The sequence below is a fragment of the Streptomyces tibetensis genome (genome assembly GCF_040647715.1).
GTDB lineage: Bacteria > Actinomycetota > Actinomycetes > Streptomycetales > Streptomycetaceae > Streptomyces > Streptomyces tibetensis_A.
The window spans coordinates 184,741-196,153 of sequence record NZ_JBEZCR010000013.1; the positions used below are offsets into that span (position 1 = coordinate 184,741).

General features: G+C 71.4%; 7 protein-coding genes. 5 read left to right on the forward strand and 2 right to left on the reverse strand.

What is annotated here, in order from left to right:
- The first annotated feature begins 250 nt into the window (after positions 1-250).
- The 3 genes from AB0B29_RS30950 (at position 251) to AB0B29_RS30960 (ending at position 5,886) form a co-directional block, all read left to right on the forward strand.
- The gene (locus AB0B29_RS30950; RefSeq protein ID WP_030852030.1) at positions 251-454 is read left to right on the forward strand and encodes a hypothetical protein; all 204 of its coding nucleotides are present in this window, start codon (positions 251-253) and stop codon (positions 452-454) included.
- 212 nt (positions 455-666) lie between these two features.
- Positions 667-4,245: a chromosome segregation protein SMC gene (gene smc, locus AB0B29_RS30955; protein WP_362244887.1), complete on the forward strand. Its 3,579-nt coding sequence runs from the start codon at positions 667-669 to the stop codon at positions 4,243-4,245.
- Between the two features lie 222 nt (positions 4,246-4,467).
- Positions 4,468-5,886 carry a sugar porter family MFS transporter gene (locus AB0B29_RS30960; protein ID WP_362244889.1) on the forward strand — a complete coding sequence of 473 codons (1,419 nt, stop codon included), beginning with the start codon at positions 4,468-4,470 and terminating at the stop codon, positions 5,884-5,886.
- A gap of 135 nt (positions 5,887-6,021) precedes the next feature.
- Here the strand turns inward: AB0B29_RS30960 and AB0B29_RS30965 are convergent, their stop codons facing one another.
- The gene (locus AB0B29_RS30965; protein WP_362244891.1) at positions 6,022-6,993 is read right to left on the reverse strand and encodes an LLM class flavin-dependent oxidoreductase; all 972 of its coding nucleotides are present in this window, start codon (positions 6,991-6,993) and stop codon (positions 6,022-6,024) included.
- A 150-nt stretch (positions 6,994-7,143) separates the two neighbouring features.
- Here AB0B29_RS30965 and ftsY point away from each other — a divergent pair, with 150 nt between their 5' ends.
- Positions 7,144-8,343, forward strand: a complete 1,200-nt coding sequence (gene ftsY, locus AB0B29_RS30970; protein ID WP_362244893.1) for a signal recognition particle-docking protein FtsY — start codon at positions 7,144-7,146, stop codon at positions 8,341-8,343.
- A gap of 163 nt (positions 8,344-8,506) precedes the next feature.
- Here ftsY and AB0B29_RS30975 read toward each other — a convergent pair whose 3' ends face one another.
- Positions 8,507-9,169, reverse strand: a complete 663-nt coding sequence (locus tag AB0B29_RS30975) for a bifunctional DNA primase/polymerase (RefSeq protein WP_362244895.1) — start codon at positions 9,167-9,169, stop codon at positions 8,507-8,509.
- Positions 9,170-9,613: 444 nt separating this feature from the next.
- On the opposite strand from AB0B29_RS30975, the gene nsdA reads away from it, so the two are divergent.
- Positions 9,614-11,110: a transcriptional repressor NsdA gene (nsdA, locus tag AB0B29_RS30980; protein WP_362244897.1), complete on the forward strand. Its 1,497-nt coding sequence runs from the start codon at positions 9,614-9,616 to the stop codon at positions 11,108-11,110.
- The last annotated feature ends 303 nt before the right edge of the window (positions 11,111-11,413 follow it).

The window sequence follows — 11,413 nt, forward strand, 5'->3', positions numbered from 1 at the left end:
CGCCCCGAGGGCCCCGCAGAAGCCGCAGTACGGCCGATCCAGGTCGCGCGTGCCCGGGCCGCCCCCCAATACGGGGTGTGATCGTGTTGACCGTCAAACTTTTTGGTGAGACGCTGAAAGCCCCGCGCACCTTAGCTGTTTGGCATGGCTGAACGGCAGTACAACTCCAGGCCGTGCCACAACCGCGGGTGCGAATCCCTCACGACCCACACCGCAGCGGTCGGTCACGCATTGTGGAGGACCATCCATCATGGCAAAGGCGCTTCTCGGTTACGTCGGCGGCTCCGACCCGCGACTCCTCGCCGAGATGCGACGGCTCCAGCAGCGCGTCCAGGACCTGGAATCCGAGCTCGGACGAATCCAGGCGGAGAACGAGGCGCTGACGGCTGCCGCTTCTCACGACAGGATCATGGAGAGCGTTGACGCACACCAGGCGGAGCCTGCGCTCACCTGATCACTGCACCGCTCCACAACAGCACGGCAGTGGTTGGGCCACCCGTCACAACCGCCTGGTTGTCAGAAGTGCAAGGGACGCCCTGTCGGCGTCCCTTCTTTCTTGCCCCCGCATCCTTTCACCGTCTTTAACGTCTGATGTGCCCTGCGCGTTCAGCGGCGAAACCGCGGGTTCATGGAGTGAGACACACCCGGGCGGTAGAGTCCGGCGGCGTGCACCTCAAGGCCCTGACCCTCCGCGGGTTCAAGTCGTTCGCCTCGGCGACCACCCTCCGGTTCGAGCCGGGGATCACGTGCGTGGTCGGACCGAACGGCTCGGGCAAGTCCAACGTCGTCGACGCACTCAGCTGGGTCATGGGCGAGCAGGGCGCCAAGTCGCTGCGCGGCGGCAAGATGGAGGACGTCATCTTCGCCGGCACCACCGGCCGCCCCCCGCTGGGCCGCGCCGAGGTGTCCCTGACCATCGACAACTCCGACGGGGCCCTGCCCATCGAGTACGCCGAGGTCACCATCACGCGGATCATGTTCCGCAACGGCGGCAGCGAGTACCAGATCAACGGCGACACCTGCCGCCTCCTCGACATCCAGGACCTCCTCTCCGACTCCGGCATCGGCCGCGAGATGCACGTGATCGTCGGGCAGGGCCAGCTCGACTCCGTGCTGCACGCTGACCCCATGGGCCGGCGCGCCTTCATCGAGGAGGCCGCAGGCGTCCTCAAGCACCGCAAGCGCAAGGAGAAGGCGCTGCGCAAGCTGGACGCGATGCAGGCCAACCTCGCGCGCGTGCAGGACCTCACCGACGAGCTCCGGCGCCAGCTCAAGCCCCTCGGCCGCCAGGCCGCCGTCGCCCGCAGGGCCGCCGTCATCCAGGCCGACCTGCGCGACGCCCGCCTGCGCCTGCTGGCCGACGACCTCGTGCGGCTCCGGGAGGCCCTCAAGGCCGAGGTCGCCGACGAGGCGGCACTGAAGGAGCGCAAGGAGTCCGCCGAGCAGGAGCTGCGCAAGGCGCTCCAGCGCGAGGCCCTCCTGGAGGACGAGGTCCGTCGGCTCACGCCGCGACTCCAGCGCGCCCAGCAGACCTGGTACGAGCTCTCCCAGCTCGCCGAGCGCGTGCGCGGCACGATCTCGCTGGCCGACGCCCGGGTGAAGAGCGCCACCTCGGCGCCCCCCGAGGAGCGCCGCGGCCGCGACCCGGAGGACATGGAGCGCGAGGCCGCCCGCATCCGTGAGCAGGAGGCCGAGCTGGAGGCGGCCCTGGAGGCGGCCGAACGCGCCCTGGAGGACACGGTCGCCCACCGCGCCGAGCTGGAGCGCGCGCTCACCGAGGAGGAACGGCGCCTGAAGGACGCCGCCCGCGCCATCGCCGACCGGCGTGAGGGCCTGGCCCGCCTCAACGGCCAGGTCAACGCCGCCCGCTCTCGCGCGGCCTCCGCCCAGGCCGAGATCGAACGCCTGGCCGCCGCCCGCGACGAGGCGCAGGAACGTGCCCTCGCCGCCCAGGGCGAGTACGAGGCTCTCAAGGCCGAGGTCGACGGCCTCGACGCCGGCGACGCGGAACTCTCCGAGCAGCACGAGACGGCGAAGCAGCAGCTGACCGAGGCCGAGGCCGCCCTCACGGCGGCCCGCGAGGAGGCCACGGCGGCGGAGCGCAAACGCGCCGCGACCCAGGCCCGCCACGAGGCCCTGGCTCTGGGGCTGCGCCGCAAGGACGGCACCGGGATACTGCTCGCGGCGAAGGACCGGCTCGCCGGCCTGCTGGGCCCCGCGGCGGAACTCCTGACGGTGACCCCCGGCCACGAGGCCGCCATCGCCGCCGCGTTCGGAGCGGCGGCGGACGCCATCGCGGTCACGTCCCCGGCCTCGGCGGCCGACGCGATCCGGCTGCTGCGCAAACAGGACGGGGGCCGGGCCACTTTGCTCCTGGCAGGAGATGACGCCCCCAGGGGCGCGGGGAACTGCGCGACCAGCCCCGACGCACCCGCAGCCGCAGGTCACACCCTGGCCGTCGACCTGGTCCGCGGCCCCTCCGACCTCATGCCGGCCGTCCGCCGCCTGCTCCACGGCATCGTCGTCGTCGGCACCCTCGAAGACGCCGAAGACCTCGTATACGGCCACCCCCACCTCACCGCGGTCACCGCCGAAGGCGACCTCTTGGGCGCCCACTTCGCCCACGGCGGCTCCGCCGGCGCCCCCAGCCTCCTCGAGGTCCAGGCCTCCGTCGACGAGGCCGCCGCCGAGCTGGAAGAGCTCGCCGTCCGCTGCGAGGCGCTGACCGAGACGCAGCACGCGGCGGTCGAGCGGCGCAAGGAAGCCGCCGCACTGGTCGAGGAGCTGGGGGAGCGGCGCCGGGCGGCCGACCGGGAGAAGTCCGCCGTCGCCCAGCAGCTCGGCCGCCTCGCGGGGCAGGCACGGGGCGCGGCAGGGGAGGCCGAGCGGTCCACCGCCGCCGCGGCCCGCGCACAGGAAGCCCTCGACAAGGCACTCGAAGAGGTCGAGGAACTCGCCGAGCGGCTCGCCGTCGCCGAGGAGATGCCGATCGACGAGGAGCCCGACACCTCCGTACGGGACCGGCTCGCCGCCGACGGTGCCAACGCGCGCCAGACCGAGATGGAGGCCCGGCTCCAGGCCCGCACGCACGAGGAACGGGTCAAGGGACTGGCCGGGCGGGCCGACTCCCTGGACCGCGCCGCCCGCGCCGAACGCGAGGCACGCGCCCGTGCCGAGCAGCGGCGGGCCCGGCTGCGGCACGAGGCGGCCGTCGCCGAGGCCGTCGGCGCCGGTGCCCGGCAGCTGCTCGCGCACGTCGAGGTCTCCCTGGCCCGCGCCGACGAGGAGCGCACCGTCGCCGAGGCCGCGAAGGCACACCGCGAGCAGGAACTGGCCCGCGCCCGCACCGAGGGGCGTGATCTCAAGGGCGAGCTCGACAAGTTGACGGATTCGGTCCACCGTGGCGAGGTACTCGGCGCCGAGAAGCGGCTGCGCATCGAGCAGCTGGAGACCAAGGCGCTGGAGGAGCTGGGTGTCGAACCGGCCGGGCTGGTGGCGGAGTACGGGCCGCACCAACTCGTGCCGCCCTCGCCCCCCGCCGAGGGCGAGGAGCTGCCGGAGGACCCGGAGCACCCCCGCAACCGGCCGAAGCCGTATCACCGGGCCGAGCAGGAGAAGCGACTGAAGGCCGCCGAGCGTGCCTACCAGCAGCTCGGCAAGGTGAACCCGCTCGCCCTGGAGGAGTTCGCGGCACTGGAGGAACGCCACCAGTTCCTCAGCGAGCAGCTCGAGGACCTGAAGAAGACACGGGCCGATCTCCTGCAGGTGGTGAAGGAGGTCGACGAGCGCGTCGAGCAGGTCTTCACGGAGGCCTACCGGGACACGGCCCGGGAGTTCGAGGGCGTCTTCAGCCGGCTGTTCCCCGGTGGCGAGGGGCGGCTGATCCTGACCGACCCCGACAACATGCTCACCACGGGCGTGGACGTCGAGGCGCGTCCGCCGGGCAAGAAGGTCAAGCGGCTGTCGCTGCTCTCGGGCGGGGAGCGGTCGCTGACCGCGGTGGCGATGCTGGTGTCGATCTTCAAGGCACGGCCCAGTCCGTTCTACGTCATGGACGAGGTCGAGGCCGCCCTCGACGACACCAACCTCCAGCGGCTCATCCGGATCATGCAGGAGCTGCAGGAGGCCTCGCAGCTGATCGTGATCACCCACCAGAAGCGCACGATGGAGGTCGCCGACGCGCTCTACGGCGTCTCCATGCAGGGCGACGGTGTGTCGAAGGTCATCAGCCAGCGCCTCCGCTAGATGCGTGCGTGGTACACCAGCCTCACCTGCGGCTCTTCATGGCTTCAATACTTGAACACATTGCCCCCACACTCCTGCCTCAGATTCGAGTCACTGACCTATTGACTTCGAAACTTGAAGGCATAGTCTCGGCAACGTTCCTTTTACCTTCAGGTACCTTCAGGTGGCACCTCGAAGGGCTGATCCCCTCCGGCAGCGTTGCCGGTGGCCCGAGGAGTACACGTGACCAGCACAGCGCAGGCACCCAAGTCCGGAGCCAGGACGGCTCACCCCGATCATCTCGGGCACGTCATCTTCATCGCGGCGGCGGCCGCGATGGGCGGTTTCCTCTTCGGCTACGACAGCTCCGTGATCAACGGCGCCGTCGAGGCCATCCGTGACCGCTACGACGTAGGCTCCGCGGCCCTGGCCCAGGTCATCGCCATCGCTCTCATAGGCTGCGCCATCGGCGCCGCGACCGCCGGCCGCATAGCCGACCGCATCGGCCGCATCCGGTGCATGCAGATCGCGGCGGCCCTCTTCACCGTCAGCGCCGTCGGCTCCGCGGTGCCCTTCGCGCTGTGGGACCTCGCCTTCTGGCGGGTCGTCGGCGGCTTCGCCATCGGCATGGCCTCCGTGATCGGCCCGGCCTACATCGCCGAGGTCGCCCCGCCCGCCTACCGCGGCCGGCTCGGCTCCTTCCAGCAGGCCGCGATCGTCATCGGCATTGCCGTGTCGCAGCTGGTCAACTGGGGCCTCCTGAACGCCGCCGACGGTGACCAACGCGGCAAGCTGATGGGCCTGGAGGCCTGGCAGGTCATGCTCGGCGTCATGGTCGTCCCGGCCGTCCTCTACGGCCTGCTCTCCTTCGCCATCCCCGAGTCCCCGCGCTTCCTCATCTCCGTCGGCAAGCACGAGCGCGCCCGCGAGATCCTCGCCGAGGTCGAGGGCAAGGACGTCGACCTGAACGCCCGTGTCGCCGAGATCGAGGGCGCCATGAAGAGCGAGCACAAGTCGAGCTTCAAGGACCTGCTCGGCGGCGGCTTCTTCTTCAAGCCGATCGTCTGGATCGGCATCGGCCTGTCCGTCTTCCAGCAGTTCGTCGGCATCAACGTCGCGTTCTACTACTCCGCGACGCTGTGGCAGTCCGTCGGCGTCGACCCCGCCGACTCGTTCTTCTACTCCTTCACCACGTCGATCATCAACATCCTCGGCACCGTCATCGCGATGATCTTCGTCGACCGTATCGGCCGCCGGCCGCTCGCGATCATCGGCTCGGTCGGCATGGTCGTCGGCCTGGCGCTGGAGGCCTGGGCGTTCTCCTACCACCTCGTCGACGGCAAGCTGCCGGCCGCGCAGGGCTGGATCGCCCTGATCGCCGCGCACGTCTTCGTCCTCTTCTTCGCCCTGTCCTGGGGTGTGGTCGTCTGGGTCATGCTCGGCGAGATGTTCCCGAACCGGCTGCGCGCCGCCGCCCTGGGTGTGGCCGCCGCCGCGCAGTGGATCGCCAACTGGGCCATCACCGCGAGCTTCCCGTCGCTGGCCGACTGGAACCTCTCCGCGACCTACGTGATCTACACCGCGTTCGCCGCGCTCTCGATCCCGTTCGTCCTGAAGTTCGTCAAGGAGACGAAGGGCAAGGCCCTGGAGGAGATGGGCTAGACCCGCCCCACGACTCGGGGAGAAGGGCCAAATCCCCGCTGCCCCTCTCCCCGTAACCCGCCGCCGCCCCGGTTCGGCCACTGCCCGAGCCGGGGCGGCGGTCTGTCGTGCACCGGACCTGCATCTCCGGCAGCGTCAGCGGTCCAGGCCCGGCAGCACCCGCTCGCAGAACAGCTGCAGGCTCCGCCACCCCTCCTCCACCGGCATCCCGCCCGCCAGCGGATGCAGCACGTAGGAGTCCAGCCCCAGTGCCACGCACGCCTGCGGGGTGAGGATCCGGTACACGCCCTCCGCGCGCAGCTCCTCGACCGTCGCCGCGGCCGACTTCACCGCCGAGCGCATCCCGCCCGGCTGCCAGGAGGCGTACGTCCGCGCCTCGTGCAGGAAGTGCCGCCCGTACTGCGCCCAGGCCCGGTCCGGGTCCTCCGCCACGTGCAGCAGGGGCGTCTCGGCTGCGGGCATCATCACCCAGCCCTCGGTGCCGTACTCGACGAGCAGCTCCTTGTAGTACGTCTCCAGCTCCGGCAGGTGGGCGCTGGGGAAGAAGGGCAGTCCGAGCCGGGCGGCGCGGCGGGCCGCTGCCCGGGACGAGCCGCCGACCAGGAGCAGCGGGTGGGGTTCGGTGAAGGGACGCGGGGTGACGCGGACCGTGCGGCCGCGGTAGGAGAAGGGCTCGCCCGTCCAGGCCGCCAAGAGCGTCTCCAGCAGCTCGTCCTGGAGTCTGCCGCGCCGGGCGAAGTCCACCCCGAACTGCTCGTACTCCTCCGGCCGGTACCCGATCCCGGCGACCGTCACCAGCCGTCCACCGCTCAGCAGATCCAGCACGGCGATCTCCTCGGCCAGCCGCAGCGGGTCGTGGAGCGGGCCGATGACCGCCGAGACGGTGACCGCGACACGCCGGGTCGCACCGAAGACGGCCCCCGCGAAGGCGAACGGTGACGGCAGCCAGTTGTTCTCCGCTCCGTGGTGCTCCTCCGTCTGCACCGTGGTGACGCCACGGTCGTCGGCGTACGCGGCCATCTCCAGGGCCGCCCGGTAGCGGGCACCGAGCTCAGCGGGCGTCGCCCCGGGGGCGACGAGGTTGAAGCGTGCGACCGTGACGGGCATGGGGCGTCTCCCTCCACCGGGCGGGTGTCCGGGGGACGTTAGCTGACGAGGCGTCAGACATCCAGGGGTGTGGAGATCCGGCGGCGCCCGGCCCGGCGGGGCGGTGCGAGCGGGGTGCTCCGGGGGCCCATGACTGATACTGGACCCGTTATGGACATCGTCATCCTTGCTGTAGTCATCGCCGTGGTCGTGCTCGGCGCGCTCGGCGGGCTCATCGTCGGCAGCCGGCGCAAGAAGCAGCTGCCCCCGCCCCCGCCCGCAGCGCCCGACATCACCGCCCCACCGGCCGAGCCGCACGTCGGCGACGAGGCCGAGACGCCGCGGGAGGAACCGCGGCGAACGATAGAGGAGGTGGATCTCCCGGACGGCTCGGCTCCGGTCGTAGTCGAGGAGCCGCCCGCCGAAGCTCCCGAGATCGAGATCCCGGAACCCACCGCCGGCCGCCTGGTCCGGCTGCGGACCAGGCTCTCCCGCTCGCAGAACGCCCTCGGCAAGGGGCTGCTCACCCTGCTGTCGCGCGAGCACCTCGACGAGGACACCTGGGAGGAGATCGAGGACACGCTGCTCACCGCGGACGTCGGCGTGCAGCCCACCCAGGAACTGGTCGAGCGGTTGCGTGAGCGCGTGAAGGTGCTGGGCACCCGCACCCCCGAGGAACTGCGCACCCTGCTCCGCGAGGAACTGGTCACGCTGGTCGGCCGCGACCTGGACCGCGCGGTCAGGACCGAGCCGGAGGACCGCAAGCCGGGCATCGTGATGGTCGTCGGCGTCAACGGCACCGGCAAGACCACCACCACCGGCAAGCTCGCCCGCGTCCTGGTGGCCGACGGCCAGAGCGTCGTGCTCGGCGCCGCCGACACCTTCCGTGCCGCCGCCGCCGATCAGCTGCAGACCTGGGGCGAGCGCGTCGGTGCCCACACCGTGCGCGGACCGGAGGGCGGCGACCCGGCCTCCGTGGCCTTCGACGCTGTCAAGGAGGGCAAGGAGATGGGTGCGAACGTCGTGCTCATCGACACCGCCGGCCGCCTGCACACCAAGACCGGCCTCATGGACGAGCTCGGCAAGGTCAAGCGGGTCGTGGAGAAGCAGGCCCCGGTCGACGAGGTGCTGCTCGTCCTGGACGCCACCACCGGCCAGAACGGCCTGGTGCAGGCCCGGGTCTTCTCCGAGGTCGTCGACATCACCGGCATCGTGCTCACCAAACTCGACGGCACGGCCAAGGGTGGCATCGTGGTCGCGGTCCAGCGTGAGCTGGGTGTCCCGGTCAAGCTCGTCGGGCTCGGCGAGGGCGCGGACGACCTGGCGCCGTTCGAGCCGGAGGCGTTCGTTGACGCCCTTATCGGAGAGTGAGCTCGGCACCCACCGAGGATTCACCTACGAACATGCGTGTGTGCACGGCGAAGCGCCCGCCCCCGGGATCCGGTCGGGGCCGGGCGCTTCGCCGTGTGTGTCCATGAGCAGTGTGTGTCCATGAGCCGTGTGCAGCCCGTGTCGTGGCCGGGCCGCGCCGTGGCTAGGCCCGCGACCGGTGTGCCACGTAGGCCAGCGTGCCCAGCACCAGACGGGCCTCCGGTGGCCGGCACGCCGAGTCCAGGGCGGGGGAGCGCAGCCAGCGCACCGGGCCCAGGCCGCCGCGGTCGGAGGGCGGCGCCGTGATGTACGCACCCGGGCCGAGGCCGCGCAGATCGAGGGAGTCCGGGTCGTCCCAGCCCATGCGGTACAGCAGGCCGGGGAGATCGGCGGCGGCGCCGGGGGCGACGAAGAAGTGCGCCCGGCCGTCCGGAGTCGCGGCGACCGGGCCGACGGGCAGGCCCATGCGCTCCAGCCGGGCCAGCGCGCGGCAGCCGGCGGGCTCGGCCACCTCGATGACGTCGAACGCCCGGCCGACCGGGAGCATCACCGAGGCCCCGGGGAACTCGCCCCACGTCCCGGTCACGGCGTCCAGCGTCGCGCCGGCCGCGAGCACCGGCGCGAAATCGAGCGGGTGCGCGCCCGGGGCGGGACAGTCGCCGCGACCGCAGGAGCAGGCACCCGCCGAGGCCCGGGCGCCCGGCACCACGTCCCAGCCCCACAGCCCGGTGTACTCGGCCACGGCCGTGCCGTCCGACGCGCGGCGGCGGCGTGAGCCGGACCGGATGTCGCGCATGCCGCGGTTGATGCCGATCGTGAACCCCATGCCCCCTCCAACGGGTCCGGCGCCCGGCGGTTACGCAGCGGACGCGGTGCGTGACTCTCTGTTTCCGCCTGCCCGGCGACCAGGCGCCTACTCGGCGCCCGGGTGTGCCCGAGGTGGCGCGTCCGGCGGCGCGCGCCCCCGAGTGCATCGCTGCACCCACTCCTGGTTGCGCTGTGTCAAGTGAATCGCGCCCAGACGTACGTGAGTTCATTCGAAGGGGTGGCGAATGGTGGCGTTTCCGTGTGAGCCGTGGCTGGACGGGTGATCGTAGAATTACTCTGTGTGCACGAGCCCTGGGGGCACATGCGCTCGTGGGTATGCCGGAGGCAAGTCGTCATTCCGTTCGAAGGGTGACAAGGGGCGGACGGACGGCCGTACGAACCGGCATGCTGATAGGGCTTGGCGCACTCGGCGACAAGTGGTCTCAGGGATGGGGGCGTTCCAGTGAGCGGCAACGGCGGAAGCGGGACGAACGCTGCGAGCGCGACGCACGCTGACAAGCGCCCCAACGAGCTGCTCACCTCCTGGTTCGTGCGCAGCGGCTGGTCCAAGGGCGAGCTCGCCCGCCAGGTCAACCGCAGGGCACGCCAGTTGGGCGCCAACCACATCTCCACGGACACCTCGCGGGTGCGCCGCTGGCTCGACGGCGAGAACCCCCGCGAGCCGATCCCCAGGATCCTGTCCGAGCTGTTCTCCGAGCGCTTCGGCGTCGTCGTCTCCGTCGAGGACCTGGGCCTGCGCACCGCCCGCCAGTCGCCCTCCGCGACCGGCGTCGACCTGCCCTGGACGGGCCCGCAGACCGTGGCCCTGCTCAGCGAGTTCTCGCGCAGCGACCTCATGCTGGCGCGGCGCGGCTTCCTCGGGAGCTCGCTGGCCCTCTCCGCGGGCCCGGCCCTCATCGAGCCCATGCAGCGCTGGCTCGTCCCCTCGCCCCCGGCCCCACGCGACGAGCCCGGTCATACGGGCGGCTCCGGGCGTGCCCGCGGCCGGCTCTCCAAGCCGGAGCTGGACCTCCTGGAGTCCACGACGGTGATGTTCCGGCAGTGGGACGCCCAGTGCGGCGGAGGCCTGCGCCGCAAGGCGGTCGTCGGCCAGCTGCACGAGGTGACGGACCTCCTCCAGGAGCCCCAGCCGGAGTCCACCACCCGCCGCCTGTTCAAGGTCGCCGCCGAACTCGCCGAGCTGGCCGGCTGGATGTCCTACGACATCGGGCTCCAGCCGACCGCGCAGAAGTACTTCGTCCTCGCGCTGCACGCCGCCAAGGAGGCCGGTGACCGGCCGCTCGGCTCGTACGTGCTGTCCAGCATGAGCCGCCAGATGATCCACCTCGGCCGGCCCGACGACGCGCTGGAGCTGATCCACCTCGCGCAGTACGGCAGCCGCGACTGCGCCAGTCCGCGCACCCAGTCGATGCTGTATGCGATGGAGGCTCGCGCCTACGCCAACATGGGGCAGCCCGGCAAGTGCAAGCGGGCGGTGCGGATGGCCGAGGACACCTTCTCCGAGGCCGACGAGTGGGACGAGCCCGACCCCGACTGGATCCGCTTCTTCTCCGAGGCCGAGCTGCACGGCGAGAACTCCCACTCCTACCGTGACCTGGCCTACGTCGCGGGCCGCAGCCCCACGTACGCCTCACTGGCCGAGCCGCTGATGAACCGGGCCGTGAAGCTCTTCGCCGAGGACGGCGAGCACCAGCGGTCGTACGCACTGAACCTGATCGGCATGGCCACGGTGCACCTCCTCCAGCGCGAGCCCGAGCGGAGCACGGTCTTCGCCACCGAGGCCATGCAGGTCGCCAAGAAGGTTCGCTCCGAGCGCGTCAACACCCGGATCCGCAAGACGGTCGACACCGCCGCCCGTGAATTCGGCGACCTCGGCGAGGTCGTCGACCTCACCGAACGGCTCGCGGCGGAGCTGCCCGAGACCGCCGAGGCCGTCTGAGAAGCCGCCCGGCCTCCCGAACCCCGGCCGCGGCCGGCCCTCCCGAACTGCCCGACTCGGCTCCCCCATGCCAGGTCATCGGAAGGCCGACCGCGGCCGGTCCGTGCGCCCACGGCTGCCTGAAAGCCGAAGGTTGCGCCACGATAACGATCGGCTTGCCCGCCGGCGGGCAGTTCATCGACGCGTAACACAGAAGGTGCCTTCGTCACGGTCGCGAAACAACGAGGGGCTTCGACGGAAACCGCGCTGCGTCAATCTCGTGGCGCATAACCGGCCCACCCCTCATTCCGCTCGAGGCTTCGC